Here is a 16,168-nt window from a genome sequence, read left to right as displayed (position 1 = left end):
TCATGGGTTCGACATCTCCACAGAAAAATGAAGCAATTCACATTCACTATGATGGGCATGTTGCTGTCCTGACCATGACTAATCCGCCAGCCAATACTTGGACCGCAACCAGTTTGCGCGACTTAAAGCACCTTATTGAAACCCTAAATGACGATAAAAATATCTACGCCCTTGTGATAACCGGTGATGGTGAGAAATTCTTCTCAGCAGGCGCGGATCTCAAGTTATTTGCCGATGGTGATAAAGCCCGCGCTCTTGAAATGGCGCGCTGTTTCGGTGAAGCGTTTGAAACATTATCAGCGTTTCGTGGTGTCTCGGTTGCCGCTATTAATGGTTATGCAATGGGTGGTGGTTTAGAAGTCGCACTCGCTTGTGACATTCGTATTGCCGAACAGCAAGCTGTGTTGGCGTTACCCGAAGCCAAAGTGGGGTTATTGCCTTGTGCGGGTGGGACGCAAAACCTAACTTGGTTAGTTGGCGAGGGCTGGGCAAAACGCATTATTTTATGTGGCGAACAACTGAAAGCAGAGCAAGCACGAGCGATAGGTTTGGTCGAAGAAGTGGTGGAACAAGGTGAAGCCCTTTCTAAGGCGCTTGCGTTAGCCCATAGCGTTGCCAATCAATCGCCTTCATCGGTCACGGCGTGCAAAGCGCTGATCCAAAATAGTCGCTTACACTCTCATCAACATGGTTTAGTGCGCGAACGGGAACTCTTTATTCAACTGTTTGATACCCAAGATCAACAAGAAGGGGTACAAGCATTTTTAGAAAAACGCCCTCCTGAATGGAAGAATCAATAGCGAGGAAAAGCCAATGGCAGGCACGGTAAATTTTCAGCAACTCTCATGTACTAGCGGCCATCAAATTGGGGTCGCAGAGCTTGATAATACGTCGTCCTTGAATGCCTTAACTTATGACATGATCAAGCTGCTCTATACTCAACTTCAAATATGGCAAGACGATGACACCATTAGCTGCGTCGTTTTGTGCGCGGCAGGTGATAAAGCCTTCTGTGCTGGTGGTGATGTTCGCGCCATGTACCATGCAATGCAAAACTCTCCCCCGAAAAAAAATCAGGTACAACCCTTTCTTGCCGCGTATTTCACGCTGGAATATCAGTGTGACTATTTAATTCATACCTATACCAAGCCCATTATTGTGTGGGGCGATGGCATTGTGATGGGTGGGGGAATTGGCTTGTACATTGGCGCAAGCCACAGAGTGTTGACTCAGCATTCCAAACTGGCGATGCCTGAAATTACGATCGGTTTATACCCTGATGTGGGTGGGACTTGGTTCTTGAATCAGCTCCCAACAGGGATTGGTTTGTTTCTAGGCTTAACGGGCGCGGTGATAAATGCCAGCGATGCGATAGATCTTCGTATTGCCGATCACGTGGTGCGGGCTGAGCACAAAGCAGAGCTATTTGAGCAACTGACACATAACCCGTGGCGAAGCGTTGAAGAGAACCATTTAATGGTGGATGAGTTATTGGCTAACCTCGCAATCGATGTTGTACCAGCGATGCCTGCGAGCCAGCTGATTCCGTATTTTGCTCAGATCCAAGCCGCTTGCGTCAGCCCCAAACTGTCTGTGGTTTATCAACAAATTATGGCGATTGACGGTTTAGGACGCTGGATTGAAAAAGCCAAAGCGACGATGCAAGCAGGTAGTCCTATTTCTGCCTACATCTGTTTTCGACAAGTGAATGATTACCACCATATGCCGCTGGCAGACTGTTTTCGTCTTGAGCTGGACTTATCGCTTCGTTGTGGCGAGTTAGGTGAGTTTCAAGAGGGAGTTCGAGCCTTACTTATTGATAAAACAGGCGATCCGCAATGGCGCTTTAACAGTGTTGATCATGTTGATCAGAGCGTGATCGATCAACTCTTTACCTCTTATTGGAAACCACAAGACCATCCGCTTGCAGAGCTCGGCTGTTAATCGTTGAGTGTGAAGATCGGGCGTGAAGCGTTGAACGTAAAGAGTGAGCACTAAATACTGCAGAGCAAACTTGAACCTGAATTCTAGGAGTCATCATGAAAACTATCGCGTTTATCGGCTTGGGTAATATGGGTACGCCAATGGTGAAAAACCTATTGACGGCTGGCTGCACAGTGCAGGTCTTTGATATCAATGCCCAAGCTGCACAGGCACTAGCTGTTGATGGTGCTGTGGTTGCGGCCAACCTAGATGAAGTTGTTCAAGGTGCTGATACGGTGATCACTATGCTCCCCGCCGGTGAACATGTACGCGCTGTGTATTTGGGTGATCATCATGGTGGTGTTGGTTTGTTGAACTTGGTTGCCGCTGATACTTTCTTGATTGACTCCTCAACCATAGATCCGGATTCAGCGCGTTTAGTGGCAGCAGAAGCGGACAAGAAAGGGTTAACCTTTGTTGACGCGCCAGTATCAGGTGGAGTCGCTGGCGCACAAGCCGGAACATTAACTTTTATTGTTGGCGGCAGTGATCAAGGCTTTCAACAGGCGCAGCAAGTGCTCAAACATGTCGGAAAAAACATTTTCCACGCTGGTAAAGCGGGTGATGGGCAAATGGCAAAAATCTGCAATAACCTGATGCTTGGCATTTTAATGGCAGGCACTTGTGAAGCGTTGAATTTAGGTATTGATAATGGCCTCGATCCTAAGGTTTTGTCTGACATCATGCTGCAAAGCTCTGGGCGAAACTGGGCACTAGAATTGTATAACCCATGCCCACAAGTGATGCCAACCGCGCCTGCGAGTAATCAGTATCAGCCTGGTTTTATGGGCAAGTTAATGCTGAAAGATTTAGGGTTAGGAGCGGATGCGGCGCTAAAAAGTGACTCAGCGATCCCGATGGGCAGTTTAGCGCGAAATTTGTATGCATTTCACAATGCGAGGGGACACGAGGCGTTAGACTTCTCCAGTTTGTTTGAGTTTTACAAATCAAAATAAGGATATAGCCAATGGACATTAAGGAAAGTGTGATTGCTATTACCGGAGCTGGGCAAGGGTTAGGACAAATGATGGCGCTGACCTTGGCACAAGCGGGAGCGGATTTAGCGCTGATTGATGTAAACGAGGCGGCGCTGCGTCAGACTCAAGACCAATGCCACATGCTCAGTGCCCGCGCCATGGTGTATAAAACTGATGTCACCAATGAAGCGGAAGTCGAGCTGACTTTTAATCATATTATTGAAGATTTTGGTCAACTTGATGGTTTGATTAACAATGCTGGCGTATTACGTGATGGCTTATTGGTAAAACAGAAAGATGATGAGCTTACTAAGATGTCGCTTGAGCAATTTGACTTGGTAATGAAGGTGAATGTTAACGGCACTTTCCTATGTGGTCGCGAGGCGGCAGCAAAAATGATAGCCACAGAACGCCAAGGGGTGATCATCAATATTTCCAGTGTTGCGCGAGCGGGGAATATAGGTCAAACCAATTATGCGGCATCAAAAGCGGCAGTAGCGACCATGGCAGTCTGTTGGGCGAAAGAGTTAAGCCGTTACGGCATTCGTGCTGCTGCTATTGCACCGGGCGTGATTAAAACAGCCATGGCAGATCAGTTAAAACCCGAAGCAATAGAACGGCTTGAGAAAATGGTGCCACTAGGGCGAATTGGTGATGCTGCTGAAATAGCCCATACCGTGAAATTCATTCTAGAAAATGATTATTTAACAGGGCGAGTGATAGAAATTGACGGTGGGATGCGCATGTAGCGCGAAACGGCGAGCCACTTCGCTGGGTTTATTTATGGCCCATAAAAAAGCACAAACAGTGCTAAACCACCGCCAATAACAAACATTAGCATCGCGATAATAGCAGCGACTTTGTTGAGTAAGGTAAATAGTTTGTTCATAGTGACTCCTGTTTTGGCGCTAATGTGCCACAAACAAGCAGTCGTTTCGAGCGGAAAGTTGCAACAAAATTTTGAAGCCCGACTAATCGAGATGTCATCCTGACTTTACTCAATGGGGCGGGCATTGTTTATGGCGGCTCAGTTCGTGAAAAACATCAAATCTAAGTCATGTTATCAGTTAGTCAGTGACGGTTACTGTTTGTTTGGCTAACACGCTGCTTTTGCCGTCGCTATCGCCGAATAAGTAAAAATCATACTCGCCAGCTTTGGCATTTGGCATCCGCGCTTGTAGCAACGTCTTTAATGATGGCAAAGTTACGCTACCTTGTTCATTGCCTTTACTTGGTTTGCTGTGCCAGTCAGCTAACGATGATGTCTCTGTGAGATCGGTTCTTGTATATAACCAGCCTTTGCTTTGCTCACTAACACTTTGACCTTTTGTGTAAATACCAATCCATTGATTTGGGTTTTGTGTCGCGTTTTCCCAAGAAAATGGGATCGCTGCGTTGATATTTAAACTCTGCCCATTATTGATACTGACAGTTGGTACCTTCACATCGACGATTTTTTCAATTTCATCGAGAGTAAAGGTTTTCGACGCCAAAATTTTTGGTGAAGGACCACTCATGGTAAACAAGCGTAATTGCAGCTTTTGTTCATTGGCTTTTAAGCTTCGCAAGAAGGTTTCATCAACAGTCACCGCCAGTGGGTGTTTGGTATCCGGTTTTTGTTTAATTGCAACGCGTCCACCAGAGTACGAGCTCGGGCTCGCGGCGTGAGATGTGATGAATAGCCAGTAGTCGCGTTCTGCTTCATGGTGTTGCCAGTTGCTAATGTTAAAGCCAACAGTGAGGTTCGTACCATCTGTACCTAATAGGGTGTTTTCAAATTTAGGGTTGAAATTGAGGCTTGGCTTTTTACTGGTTTTGTTTGGCGTTTTAATGTTGAAAGTCGCGCTGTACCACAGATGATCAGACGGAAAATCATTAATGGCGTATGTTGGTTCACCACTTGCGTCGACTTGGATACCCTCGTGCGGTTCGTAAGTGGTGAAATCTGAGCCATGCGGCGCTTTAAAGTACGTTGAGTAACGTGGACCGATGAAAGCCACTTTATCTAGCTTCACCCCATCGGCTGGGTTGTAGTAAATAAAATCGATACGATCGCGATCATCAATTGCTCGTTGGCAGCTTTTTACAACGTTAGCTCCTGTGGTCCAACTATCGGCATTTCGGAATGGCCAAGTGATCCCTGGGTAACGGTTCGCATCTGGGTAGAGTTCGCGGAAGCTGTCTTTTAATCCCGCTTGACGAAGTAGTCGATGAGAAAGGAAGTCATGACTGATCCCTTTATGGTCAAAGAGGGCAGCACTAGCATCTGTCCAATCTAAACCACTGGCTTCATTGAAGTCGCCACCGCTGATCACTAAAGTATTGTTATCCAAGTAAGGCTTGAGCTGGTGAAGCTTATTGCGTACTTGGTTTGGGCGTTTAGATTGTTCATTTAAGCGATCAAGCTCTGCGTTGTCGCTGACAGGCGTACAACCATCGAATGTTGTACCGTTGCCTTGTATGCCCCGAGGGGAAACCGTAGTGTACTCTTTCCAATCGAGGTGGTTGTTCCACACGATGACGTCACGCCCGTTAATATCGAGTAAAGCGCCGATTTGATGACCGCGATCTTGATCCAGCCCTTCGCCCTCACCATCAAACACTTTGGTAATAGGGAATTTTGATAAAATCCCTATCGATGCTCGACCGTCAGGGCCTTGCCACATGTGCATGTTGAGATCTTCAGCCAAGCGGGCATTCACACCATCAGATTCTTGGGTGAAGATGATGTCAGCTTGGCTGTGCTTCATTTCAGCTAAACCTGCGTCATAGCCTTTGTTGAGATCGTGCCAAAGGTTCGCGGTTAATACTTTAACCTGTGTCGTTTGTTCCGTTTGTGTGTCGTCACAGCCGATGAGTGCGCCTGCAATTACCAAAGAAATAAGGGCTTTTTTCACGGTTTACCTCTAACGTCGTCAAATAAATTCGCTATTGAACTTCTTTTTTATCTTGACGGCGGTGAGTGACGCTCTGTTGACGGCAATCGTTAGATTTTGTGAGGTAAGTGAATAATTTTGTTATCGACTCCTTTCATACAAACTACATGTTCATTTCCGCATTCATCTCTGCACATTGTATTTTTAGCCAGCGACCGAGTTTCTCGATATGTGGGTCTTGTGCACGCGTTGATTTGTAAGTGAAATAAAAATCATCGCCAGTGGGAAGATCATGCAGAGGTAGTCGAACAAAGCTATGGTGGCGTTCTTCTTCTGTCATGAAATAGTGGTTTAAGAAGGTGATCCCTTGGTTATAGCGTGCCGCTTCAGCGGCTAATAGCATGTGGCTGAAATAATGCATTTGTACTGAAGATGGTAGCGAGATATCACCCGCTTTACACCATAAACGCCAATCGTCCCCTTCTTTGCCAGAAGCTGTCGCAGAAGTAACCGATAGCAGCGGGTATTGCCATAAGCTTTCAGGTAGAGGCTGATTTTTAAGTTTTTCCCATAAGTACTGGCTGCATACAGGGTAGAGACGCTCTTGGTATAAGTGCTCAATATGAAAGTGCTTTTTAGGTGGTTTAACCGTGATAAAACAATCAGCCGTGTGATCGTTAAAGTTAGGATCGTCGGACACCATGATCAATGAAAGATCGATTTCAGGGTGCTGTTGGCGTAAGTCATCAAGTCTTGGGATCAACCATTTCACCGCTAAGGTGCTGTACATTGCCAGTCTGAGTTTGCCTTGATTACCTTCTTTAATGCTTTGGCTAGCATGAGCGATGTCGTGCAGTGCATGGCGGATAGACTCATAATAGTGTTTACCTTCATCGGTCAGTGACAGCAAGCGCCCTTGGCGCACAAATAAGGGTTTACCAAGGTATTCTTCAAGTAATTTGACCTGATGACTGACCGCACTTTGGGTCACATTGAGGCTTTCTGCTGCTTGCGAAAAACTGTTACAGCGCGCCACGGCTTCAAAGCAATAGACTGCGCGTAGAGGTGGTAGCTTCATTATCGAAATAGCTCATACTAAGGTAATATTAATCATTATACTTCATTGCTAACTTTGCATACTCTGCATAAAAATTCCACCCTCTGTGCAGAGTGTATTCAATGTCTAATAAATCTGTTGGCTATGCCATGATGTTGTTGATCTTAGGCAATATCATTGCAGTCTTCTCTGATGCCTTAATTAAAACGCTGGACGATGGCGTACCTGTGTTTCAATTTGTCTTTTTCCGCCAATTAAGTGCGGTGTGTATTGTGCTGCCTTTTTGCTTGAAAAGTTCACGAGCAGAGCTGACGGCAGGGCTAAAATGGCATGCGTTACGCGCACACATTTGGCTGGTGGGTGCGATTTTCATGGTATTTGCCATTAATGCGATGCCATTGGCGACAGCGAATGCGATTTTCTACGCAGCGCCTCTGATCATGTTGCCACTTGCTGCGTTTTTCTATCGTGAGCAGCTCACCAAATATTCAGTGCTAACTGGGGTCATTGGTTTTATTGGCGTGCTGGTGGTGATCCGTCCAACCCATATTGATTGGGCTGCAATCGCGGCCTTGGTGGTTGCATTGACCTTAGCGGGTAACAATTTGTTGATCCGCAAGTTACCGACCACGCAAAGCGTGCCGCAAACCCTGCTACTGACTAATTTAGTCGGCATGCCCGCTTCGTTAGGCTTGGCACTGTGGGAAGGGCAAACTTGGCAGTGGGAGCCGCTACTGACGGCAACAGGTTCGAGTTTGTTTATTTTGATTTATGCCGCAACCTGTGTAGTCGCTTACCGCTCTGCTGAAAGTAACAAAATTGCCAGTGCCGAATACAGCGGTTTGCTTGGCGCGGTAGTTGTTGGTGTGATTTGGTTTGGTGAAATGCCAGAAATAGAAATGCTGATAGGTGCCGCATTGATTATTGTGCCATTAATTTGGTTGGCGAAAATCGAACAAGCGAACAAACAAAAGCAAGCTTTGGCTGCTGCATCTGTCTCAAGGGATGACAATTAACTCGAACTTGCTTCGGCTCACACTTGGTAGGCGACAAAGTGTGAGCCTTATCTCTCAGCCTTACTTCTACGCCTGCGAAAAAGTGTTACTAGGATGGGGTATTGCTTTTCATCCTATTGGATAATCACGATAAAACATAATGTTAACTACCTGACTCTACACTTATTGCCGCTTCAGGCTTTCAAGGACTTTATCGTGAAAAATCGGATTTTACCTCAGCCATTATCCCTCATTCCTTCTCTTTCTTATTTACGTTCGGCTGCTGCGGTTGCCGTCGCAGTGTCGCTAATGGGTTGCCAAGCCAGTTCAACCACGAACGAACAGAGCGCTCAGACTGCCAACCTCCAAGGTTACTTAACACAACCGTATGTTTGTGATGCAACCATGATGGATCAATCGCAAGATCTGCGCATTTATCAGATCATGGTGGAAAGCTTTGTGAATGGTGATGACAGTATCGGTCACGGTACTGGCTACGGTACCAGCCATCATAAAGGGGATTTACAGGGCATTATTGATTCACTTGATTACATTCAGTCACTGGGTATGAATGCGATTTGGTTAACGCCAATTTTCCATTCTATACCTGCTGAAGGTCAGAACCATTGGGCTGATCGCCTTGATGCAACAGGGTATTTTACCAGTAACTATTTTGCGATTGATCCGCGTTTTGGCGATATGGAAACCGCGAAAGCCTTAGTGGATGCGGCTCATGCGAAAGGCATGTATGTCTTCCTTGATGGTGTGTTTGGTCACCATAAAGAAAATGTCGTGCCGTCGCCACAAGATCGTTTACCTGCTGGTAAGAGTAATCCGGTTGATTATCCGCAAAGCCTCGCTTTTTATCAGGAAGTGGCGAGTTACTGGGTTAAAGAGCTCAAAATTGACGGTTGGCGATTAGATCAGGCCTATCAAGTGCCGCCACAAGCTTGGAAAGCAATCCGAAAATCCGTTGATGACGCATCTAAGTCTGTCACCTATACCAATGCCGCAGGTGACCAAGTGCATCCGTTGGGTTATATGGTGGCTGAAATTTGGAACAATGAAAATTACATCACTCAAACCGGTTACGGCAGTGATGATGATCCTGCGTTGTGTTCTGCATTTGATTTCCCGCTACGCTACCGGGTGCTAGAAACGTTTGCGGTTAATGAAAATGCAAACGGTGGCAAGGGCGGTGAATGGCTTGCTGAAGGGCTCTCGCTTCATAGTCTCTATCCAGATCATGCTAAGCCTAATTTGATGTTGGGTAATCACGATTTAGTCCGAATCGGTGATTTGCTGCAACGAGGTAATATTGCGAATCCTCAGCAACCTGAATATTGGCAACGTCACCGTGGCGCTCTGTCTTTCCTTGCTGCGTATAACGGCCCAATTACCTTGTATTACGGTGAAGAGGTGGGTGACGAAGTACCTAACTTTGCCGATAAAGCGTCAAGTGATATTTGTGCATTACAGGGTTATTGTGATGATCATGTTGCGCGTAGCAGTGCCAAAATTGATGGTGTGACCACGACATTGAATAAGCAACAGGGACAACTTCGTGATTATGTCGCATCGTTAATGTCACTGCGTGCTGAGCACCCGGTAATAGCCAAGGGTAAACGGACCCAAATTAAAGCGGATGACGCCGTGTTTATCGATCACAAGCAAGATGCCAATGAAGCCTTGTTGTATATGGTAAGCACACAAGAGAAGCCGCAGATACAGGTATTACAAGCAGCAGACATTGGTTCACAAGGTGAGATGGTTGATCTTTTAACTCAGCAGGTGTTTACACTAGCGAATGGTGAGTACCGTATTCCACTGAATGGTTTTGAAGGGCGCTTTTTAGCCATTAAGCAGCCAAGCAAAAGTGGTGTGATAGCAAAAGCGGCGGCTGTGAGCCTAACGGGTGAAGGTTTTATGGCACAGTGTGATAATCCAACGGTAGAGGAAAAAGGTCCACGAGCTGAAACTTTATATGTCGTGGGTGACTTTGCCGATTCTGGTTGGCAGCACAAGCCACAGCGCGCGTATCAGTATAAAGGCAGTAATGTTTACCAAGCTGTAGTGGATGAAAAAGCGGGTGCGTACCGCATGCAGTATGCCAGTAAAGATTGGTCACCACAGTTCACCGCCGAAGGTTTAGAGCTCAAAGTAGGGCAAGAAGCCAAGTTAGCTTACGGTGGTTACGGCAAAGATACTGCAGTAACGATTCCGCAAGATGGTCGATATGTATGGAGCCTGAAGTTCAGCGATGATGGTCGACCTCGCGAGATTATGGTGTCAAAATGCCAATAACATATTGTAATTCAGCTGATAAGTGAGTGCTGGTTGGCTGAAACTATAATGGTGTTGACTTTGTATAGAGGGAGCTGCGGCTCCCTTTGTTCTTACTATGACCGCAGGAGTTACGGGCGATGGCTGAGCAATATTGTGTAGTGATGACAACCTTTGCTGATGACAAAGTGGGTAAAAGGATCATCGATAGTTTGATTGAGAAGCGCCTTGCTGCCTGTATTCAGGTTCAGGCGATTGAAAGTTACTATCACTGGCAAGGTGAAGTGAATTGCGATGCTGAAAAGCAGGTCATGATCAAAACTAAGTGCGCGCTCTATTCGCAAGTTGAAGCTGAAATTCTTCGTTTACATGATTACGAGACGCCAGAAATTATCCAATTGCCGATCATCGCAGGCTTTAAAGATTACCTTGGATGGATCAATGATGAATGCCAATGATCTTGCCACCAACGATTTGGCTGATTATGTCAGGGCTATCCAAGCATTTGAAAAGTGTAATGACAGTGAGTGCATTGCTGAACGTAGAGTGATAGATAACTCGTATCTGGATGATGATATTTGGATTGAGAGCGTTGAAACCCAGTTTAGGTTTAAAAACGGTGTGGTCATTGAGCGCCTTGTCGAGTCTGATCACCCTGTTAAAGCTAAACAAGCCGAAAGCCAAACCCTAGTCGATGATGCCGCAAGTAATATGGTTTGTGCTGAATGCTGGATTAGTTATGAAGTACTAACCCAGCCTAAAGAGCGCCATATTACACCAAGAACAAAGCAGTTTATTAATAGCTGTCAGCAAGCCTTTTGGCTGAAAATAACAGCAGCGCAATCGAGTTAAGAATCTTCTCAGAAGCTTGATGGTTACATTGACCGATAGTTTGGACCGCCGCCGCCTTCTGGTGGCGCCCATGTAATGTTTTGCGATGGGTCTTTAATATCACAGGTTTTGCAATGTAAACAGTTGGCTGCATTAATCACAAATTGCTTGGTTGAACCTTCGCTTTCGACAACTTCATAGACTCCCGCAGGGCAATAGCGCTGACTAGGCTCACCATTGGTTTCTAGATGGTTATTAATTGGGATATCGGGGTCTGTCAGATTCAAGTGACAAGGTTGATTTTCTTCATGCTGTGTCCCCGATAAATAAAGGGATGAGGCTTTATCGAAACTCAAAATGCCATCTGGCTTTGGATAAGTAATTGGTTTGAATTCGGCGAGTGGTTTGAGAGTGAGATGATCGGGCGTATCGTCATGCCAATTCCAATCGACCTTTTCTCTTAACCAATTCTGCTCAAGGCTTGTGACGACGCCACCTAAGAGTTGCCCAAACTTGTGAATACAAGCGCCCATATTACGCGATTGAAAAAGCTCGTCATACAGCCATGAATGTCGAAATAACGCATCATAACCCGGCACTGTATGAGTGAAGCCTTGGCTGAGTTCAGTAAAAACCGCCTCTGCAGCCAGCATGCCTGATTTCATCGCGGTATGGCTGCCTTTGATTTTGCCAAAGTTTAAAGTACCCGCATCACAGCCAATAAGCAGACCGCCGTGAAATTGCTGTCGAGGTAGCGCATTTAACCCGCCTTTGGTGATGGCACGTGCACCATAGCTCAAACGCTCTCCGTGTCGGAGATATTGTGCATAGAGTGGGTGATGCTTCATGCGCTGAAATTCCTCGAAGGGATTGAGGTAGGGGTGATGGTAATTGAGATCAACGATCAGGCCGACAGCCACTAAGTTATCCGCTAAATGGTACAAAAAGCTGCCGCCCGTTGTATCGGATTGAGATAACGGATATCCCACGCCATGCAGTACCAAGCCTTCTTGATGATGTTCCGGTGGGATCTGCCAAAGTTCTTTCAACCCTAATGCATAATGTTGAGGTGGCTTATTATGATTTAAGTGAAAGTGCTTGATCAGTTGTTTGCCTAAATGTCCTCGACTGCCTTCAGCAAATAATGTGTATTTTGCTTTTAGAAATATTCCAGCTTCGAAATTTGCTTTGGGTTGAGCATGTTTGTCTAGCCCCATATCAGAAGTGATGATCCCAGTGACATTGTTGTCGCGATCGAGGCAAAACTCTTTTGCAGCGAACCCTGTAAATATCTCGACACCCAATTGTTCTGCTTGATTGGCTAGCCAGCGACATAACTCACTGAGGCTAATAATGTAATTACCATCATTAACCATGCTCTCTGGGGTAACAGATTCTGGGATCGCAAGGTGGTTGCTAGGAGTGGTTAGCCAGTAAGTGAGGCTATCTGTCACTTGGGTTTTTAACGGGGTATCCATCAAGCGCCAATCGGGAAAGAGTTCGTCAAGGGCACGAGGTTCAAACACTGCACCTGAGAGAATGTGGGCTCCCACTTCGGCACCTTTTTCAATAACGCAAACACTTGGCGGGCTTTGTTGTGCTTGTTTGGCGAGTAGCATTAATTGACACGCAGCGGCTAATCCAGCAGGTCCTGCACCCACGATCACCACATCAAACTCCATGCATTCACGTTCCATCAGACGACTCCTACAGCAGGGGATTGAGGCCGATTTACAGTATAAATTTAAATATAGCGCAGTTGACGTAAACGTAAATTCAACTAGGCTCAAAGAATCCTATGCCATGCGTTTATGCTTTGTCAGTTAGGTGTTGGTAGTGATTTATCGTTATGAATTAAAACAATAAAAAAAGTATAACTGTGTGGTGTGCTATCAAGGGTGAATCGTTTTTTAGAAGGAAATGATGATGAAAATCCTAGTCGCCATAAAGCGGGTAATCGACCCTTACGTCAAAATACGAGTAAAGCCTGATGGCAGCGGTGTTGAAGATACCAATGTCAAAATGGCGATGAATCCATTCTGTGAAATTGCGGTTGAAGAAGCCATTCGTCTCAAAGAAGCTGGACATGCGAATGAAGTGGTTGTGGTATCCATTGGCGATCAGGCTTGTCAAGAGCAACTGCGAAATGCGCTGGCGTTAGGCGCGGATCGTGCCATTCAAGTTGAAACAGAAAACACCCTAGAACCACTTGCCGTTGCTAAGGTTTTGCAAGCTGTTGTTGGTCAAGAACAACCTCAATTGATCCTATTGGGGAAACAATCGATCGATAGCGATAACAACCAAGTACCGCAAATGTTAGCGGCGCTGTTAGGCTTACCTCAAGCGACTTTTGCGTCAGAGTTAGTGATGTCAGATGACACAGTTACTGTTACGCGAGAGGTTGATGGTGGGCTCGAAACTTTGAACCTCACTATTCCAGCGGTGATCAGTACCGATCTGCGACTAAATGAGCCCCGATATGCGTCACTCCCCAATATTATGAAAGCCAAACGTAAGCCGCTCGATGTATTGCCACTGGATACCTTGAATATCGTAACGAGTGCGCGCCAAGCAGTGGATGAGGTGATGGTGCCGCCAGCTCGTCAAGCGGGGATCAGAGTAGGATCTGTGCTTGAGCTAGTGAACAAGCTAAAAAATGAAGCCAAGGTGATCGAATGAAGACATTAGTGATCGCAGAACACGACGGGCATACATTAGCGGTAGAGACGTTAAAAACGATTAATGCAGCTGTTCAATTATCACAGCCGATTGAGTTGTTATTAGCGGGGGAAAAACCAGGTGAGATCGTTAACTATGCACAACAAATAGCCGGTGTAGAGCGGGTATTGGTTGCAGATAACGCTTGTTATCAACATTTACTGGCAGAGAACCTTGGTGCGCTTTGTCATGACGTCATCGCTAGCGGCGAATATAGCCATGTTATGGCTGCGGCAACAACATTTGGTAAAAATCTGCTGCCGAGGCTCGCTGCATTACTGGATGTTGGCATGTTGTCGGATGTGATTGAGTTGGTATCGGCTGATACTGTTATTCGTCCCATTTATGCTGGGAACGCGCTAGCAAGGGTTAAGTCAAACGACAGCATTAAGGTCATTTCAGTGAGAGCCTCAGCGTTTAATACGGTAGAGGTGCAAGGCGCGAAGAGTGCAGAGATTGTGGAATTAAATATGGTTCACAATTTAGGGCTAGCACAGTTCGTGTCACAAGAAACGGTGGAGAGTGCTCGCCCCGATCTACCTGCAGCACGCGTGGTGGTGTCTGGTGGACGTGGACTTGGCAGCAAAGAAAACTTTGCCATGGTTGAGCAGTTGGCAGATAAGCTTGGCGCTGCCATTGGCGCTTCGCGTGCCGCGGTTGATGCGGGTTATGTGTCGAATGATTTACAGGTGGGGCAAACGGGTAAAATTGTTGCTCCAGATTTATACATCGCAGTGGGGATCTCTGGTGCGATCCAGCACCTTGCAGGGATGAAAGATTCCAAAGTGATTGTGGCGATTAATAAAGATCCGGATGCGGCGATTTTTGAGGTAGCGGATTACGGGTTGGTTGGTGATTTGTTTGAAATTTTACCTGAGTTAATCGAACAACTAGATGGCTAATTTGATGATTAATTAATCGTTATAGACTTAGACGAAAATACAGAAAAAGCAGTGGTGAGCGACATCCAATAGACGAACAGCACGCGTTTAAGCGTGCTGTTTTATTGATACTGTTAGTGGCTATGCCCATGTATGCTTGTGGGTTAACAGTACGAATTACTTACAAACTTTGCTGGTGTTGATTGTAAATTCACAGGCTTGTGAGTAGTTCTTCTTCCAGTGGTGGTATTCAAAGCTACCGTTACAACCTGCGTCTTCAAACAGGGCCGTATTACCATCACATAGCAGTAACACCGTGTTTTTACCTTGAATATCGATTCTTAAATCGTAGTCGCGAAACTCTTTCAGTTGTTCCGGGTATTCAGCTTGTAATTGTCGTCTAGCTTGGCTTTCTGTGGTGATTGGTGTGTTGCTGAATTTCACTAATCCATCAATAAGCTGAGACAAGTCTTTAAATTTTGAAGCCATAGGGTACATTTCATCGGGCTCATATTTGCCAGCACACCCTGTCACTAAAGTTAGAATGAAGAATAAAGAAATCAATCTCATTGTGAGCTCCACATAGTTAGTTGTTCGTTTTCGCAGCGGCCTGTGTCTAGGTTCCAGTTCAAGAACATACTGGTATTACCGTTATGGAAAATAGCCTGTCCTAAATGCTGCCAATAGGTGAGAATGTTGGTGACAGCGCGTTGAAATATGTCGTCGTAGTCCAAAATACCGATTGGTGTTTGTAGCTGCTTGATATAGGAACTATGAACTTCGTCGACTGTAGGGTAGGTAAGCCCTGCTCCTGATAACACATGGCGAGCAAGAGGAAAGAGTTTGTGTCCTTCTTCTGCTTTATCAACGATGGCGAGAAAATGGCGATGCCAAGCGTCAATGTCAGGTGTTTCCTCACTAAATTCACTTGGATATGTCGCTTGTAGGCTCTTTTGCCATAAGGCTTTAATCGTGGAATCGAGTTGAGAAGTGTCATTGCAGTTTTGGGAAGATGAACAAGCGCCAATGTTTTCCCGAACGCGCTCAGCGTAACCTAATTCACCTAGATTGAGTCGCTGCCAAATGAAGGTATCTTGATGCATTTCGCATACTCGGTGGGCTTTGGCGTTTTCTTTGTATGGTCCAACCCTAAGTTCGACCACAGGGTGAATGGTAATGTCGGTGATGACATGCGCCAGATAACCACAAAGCCAAGCAAAGGCTTTTGGTTGATGCTGGCTGTCGAGCTGCTTTACTTCCGCTATCGCTTGTTTAATGAAGTCGCCGACCTTGTAATAATGCATGAAATCAGCCCAGTGGTTTTGAGCTTTATCTGCCAGTTTAAGGTAGGGATAATCTGGGCTGACACAGCCTAATTCTAAATAAGCTTTTTGGGTGATTAATGCGAGTTTGGCAGGATTAGGAATGTCGATATCTTTTATATTGTCGTTTGTTCCTGCGAGATTCACTGCTGTGAGATGTGCAAAAGCTCCAGGCATACTAGATCCTTGTTATTCTTCGAGCTTGGGATTATTACTCTAAAAGTTGCATAGCGAATTTATCATAG

Annotated in this window: 16 protein-coding genes; 10 read left to right on the top strand and 6 right to left on the bottom strand. The window is 45.8% G+C overall.

Annotated elements, in window-relative coordinates; genetic code table 11:
• Positions 1-2: 2 nt before the first annotated feature.
• The 4 genes from A3K86_RS15920 (at position 3) to A3K86_RS15905 (ending at position 3,709) form a co-directional block, all read left to right on the top strand.
• A complete protein-coding gene (locus A3K86_RS15920) occupies positions 3-800 on the top strand; it encodes an enoyl-CoA hydratase (protein WP_068333279.1) in 798 nt (265 codons plus the stop codon).
• A 13-nt stretch (positions 801-813) separates the two neighbouring features.
• Positions 814-1,944: an enoyl-CoA hydratase/isomerase family protein gene (locus A3K86_RS15915; RefSeq protein ID WP_068333276.1), complete on the top strand. Its 1,131-nt coding sequence runs from the start codon at positions 814-816 to the stop codon at positions 1,942-1,944.
• A gap of 95 nt (positions 1,945-2,039) precedes the next feature.
• A complete protein-coding gene (gene mmsB, locus A3K86_RS15910; RefSeq protein ID WP_068333273.1) occupies positions 2,040-2,939 on the top strand; it encodes a 3-hydroxyisobutyrate dehydrogenase in 900 nt (299 codons plus the stop codon).
• Positions 2,940-2,950: 11 nt separating this feature from the next.
• On the top strand, positions 2,951-3,709 hold the full coding sequence (locus A3K86_RS15905) for an SDR family oxidoreductase (protein ID WP_068333270.1): 759 nt from the start codon (positions 2,951-2,953) through the stop codon (positions 3,707-3,709).
• 32 nt (positions 3,710-3,741) lie between these two features.
• On the opposite strand, the gene A3K86_RS15900 is transcribed toward A3K86_RS15905, so the two are convergent.
• The 3 genes from A3K86_RS15900 to A3K86_RS15890 form a co-directional block, all read right to left on the bottom strand.
• Positions 3,742-3,849: a 3-ketoacyl-ACP reductase gene (locus A3K86_RS15900; RefSeq protein WP_068333267.1), complete on the bottom strand. Its 108-nt coding sequence runs from the start codon at positions 3,847-3,849 to the stop codon at positions 3,742-3,744.
• A gap of 178 nt (positions 3,850-4,027) precedes the next feature.
• On the bottom strand, positions 4,028-5,857 hold the full coding sequence (locus A3K86_RS15895; RefSeq protein ID WP_068333264.1) for an endonuclease/exonuclease/phosphatase family protein: 1,830 nt from the start codon (positions 5,855-5,857) through the stop codon (positions 4,028-4,030).
• Positions 5,858-5,999: 142 nt separating this feature from the next.
• A complete protein-coding gene (locus tag A3K86_RS15890; protein ID WP_068333261.1) occupies positions 6,000-6,914 on the bottom strand; it encodes a LysR substrate-binding domain-containing protein in 915 nt (304 codons plus the stop codon).
• Between the two features lie 101 nt (positions 6,915-7,015).
• On the opposite strand from A3K86_RS15890, the gene A3K86_RS15885 reads away from it, so the two are divergent.
• The 4 genes from A3K86_RS15885 to A3K86_RS15870 all read left to right on the top strand — a co-directional run bounded on the left by A3K86_RS15885 (position 7,016) and on the right by A3K86_RS15870 (position 11,023).
• Positions 7,016-7,909, top strand: a complete 894-nt coding sequence (locus A3K86_RS15885; RefSeq protein WP_068333258.1) for a DMT family transporter — start codon at positions 7,016-7,018, stop codon at positions 7,907-7,909.
• Between the two features lie 192 nt (positions 7,910-8,101).
• Entirely contained in the window at positions 8,102-10,192 is a 2,091-nt protein-coding gene (locus A3K86_RS15880) for an alpha-amylase family glycosyl hydrolase (protein WP_415860041.1), read from the top strand.
• Positions 10,193-10,311: 119 nt separating this feature from the next.
• On the top strand, positions 10,312-10,629 hold the full coding sequence (gene cutA, locus A3K86_RS15875) for a divalent-cation tolerance protein CutA (RefSeq protein WP_068333255.1): 318 nt from the start codon (positions 10,312-10,314) through the stop codon (positions 10,627-10,629).
• Entirely contained in the window at positions 10,613-11,023 is a 411-nt protein-coding gene (locus A3K86_RS15870; protein WP_146145604.1) for a hypothetical protein, read from the top strand. Before cutA ends, A3K86_RS15870 begins: the two co-directional genes overlap by 17 nt.
• Positions 11,024-11,046: 23 nt before the next feature.
• On the opposite strand, the gene A3K86_RS15865 is transcribed toward A3K86_RS15870, so the two are convergent.
• A complete protein-coding gene (locus tag A3K86_RS15865) occupies positions 11,047-12,699 on the bottom strand; it encodes an electron transfer flavoprotein-ubiquinone oxidoreductase (RefSeq protein WP_068333249.1) in 1,653 nt (550 codons plus the stop codon).
• 229 nt (positions 12,700-12,928) lie between these two features.
• Here A3K86_RS15865 and A3K86_RS15860 point away from each other — a divergent pair, with 229 nt between their 5' ends.
• On the top strand, positions 12,929-13,681 hold the full coding sequence (locus tag A3K86_RS15860; protein ID WP_068333246.1) for an electron transfer flavoprotein subunit beta/FixA family protein: 753 nt from the start codon (positions 12,929-12,931) through the stop codon (positions 13,679-13,681).
• Entirely contained in the window at positions 13,678-14,622 is a 945-nt protein-coding gene (locus A3K86_RS15855) for an electron transfer flavoprotein subunit alpha/FixB family protein (protein WP_068333241.1), read from the top strand. The genes A3K86_RS15860 and A3K86_RS15855 overlap by 4 nt, the downstream gene beginning before the upstream one ends.
• Positions 14,623-14,778: 156 nt before the next feature.
• Here the strand turns inward: A3K86_RS15855 and A3K86_RS15850 are convergent, their stop codons facing one another.
• The gene (locus tag A3K86_RS15850) at positions 14,779-15,171 is read right to left on the bottom strand and encodes a hypothetical protein (protein ID WP_068333238.1); all 393 of its coding nucleotides are present in this window, start codon (positions 15,169-15,171) and stop codon (positions 14,779-14,781) included.
• A complete protein-coding gene (locus tag A3K86_RS15845) occupies positions 15,168-16,100 on the bottom strand; it encodes a zinc dependent phospholipase C family protein (RefSeq protein ID WP_068333235.1) in 933 nt (310 codons plus the stop codon). Before A3K86_RS15845 ends, A3K86_RS15850 begins: the two co-directional genes overlap by 4 nt.
• Positions 16,101-16,168: the final 68 nt, after the last annotated feature.

The organism is Photobacterium jeanii (assembly GCF_001650345.1).
GTDB classification, from domain to species: domain Bacteria; phylum Pseudomonadota; class Gammaproteobacteria; order Enterobacterales; family Vibrionaceae; genus Photobacterium; species Photobacterium jeanii.
The sequence above is the reverse complement of the archived record's forward strand: the minus strand, read 5'-3'. Positions and strand labels throughout refer to the sequence as shown.

What these genes read in the sequence shown, in the direction of transcription:
- A3K86_RS15920 (WP_068333279.1), top strand. Translation starts at nt 3, where the DNA reads ATGGGTTCGACATCTCCACAGAAAAATGAAGCAATTCACATTCACTAT.
- A3K86_RS15915 (WP_068333276.1), top strand. Translation starts at nt 814, where the DNA reads ATGGCAGGCACGGTAAATTTTCAGCAACTCTCATGTACTAGCGGCCAT.
- mmsB (WP_068333273.1), top strand. Translation starts at nt 2,040, where the DNA reads ATGAAAACTATCGCGTTTATCGGCTTGGGTAATATGGGTACGCCAATG.
- A3K86_RS15905 (WP_068333270.1), top strand. Translation starts at nt 2,951, where the DNA reads ATGGACATTAAGGAAAGTGTGATTGCTATTACCGGAGCTGGGCAAGGG.
- A3K86_RS15900 (WP_068333267.1), bottom strand. Translation starts at nt 3,849, where the DNA reads ATGAACAAACTATTTACCTTACTCAACAAAGTCGCTGCTATTATCGCG.
- A3K86_RS15890 (WP_068333261.1), bottom strand. Translation starts at nt 6,914, where the DNA reads ATGAAGCTACCACCTCTACGCGCAGTCTATTGCTTTGAAGCCGTGGCG.
- A3K86_RS15885 (WP_068333258.1), top strand. Translation starts at nt 7,016, where the DNA reads ATGTCTAATAAATCTGTTGGCTATGCCATGATGTTGTTGATCTTAGGC.
- cutA (WP_068333255.1), top strand. Translation starts at nt 10,312, where the DNA reads ATGGCTGAGCAATATTGTGTAGTGATGACAACCTTTGCTGATGACAAA.
- A3K86_RS15870 (WP_146145604.1), top strand. Translation starts at nt 10,613, where the DNA reads ATGATGAATGCCAATGATCTTGCCACCAACGATTTGGCTGATTATGTC.
- A3K86_RS15865 (WP_068333249.1), bottom strand. Translation starts at nt 12,699, where the DNA reads ATGGAACGTGAATGCATGGAGTTTGATGTGGTGATCGTGGGTGCAGGA.
- A3K86_RS15860 (WP_068333246.1), top strand. Translation starts at nt 12,929, where the DNA reads ATGAAAATCCTAGTCGCCATAAAGCGGGTAATCGACCCTTACGTCAAA.
- A3K86_RS15855 (WP_068333241.1), top strand. Translation starts at nt 13,678, where the DNA reads ATGAAGACATTAGTGATCGCAGAACACGACGGGCATACATTAGCGGTA.
- A3K86_RS15850 (WP_068333238.1), bottom strand. Translation starts at nt 15,171, where the DNA reads ATGAGATTGATTTCTTTATTCTTCATTCTAACTTTAGTGACAGGGTGT.
- A3K86_RS15845 (WP_068333235.1), bottom strand. Translation starts at nt 16,100, where the DNA reads ATGCCTGGAGCTTTTGCACATCTCACAGCAGTGAATCTCGCAGGAACA.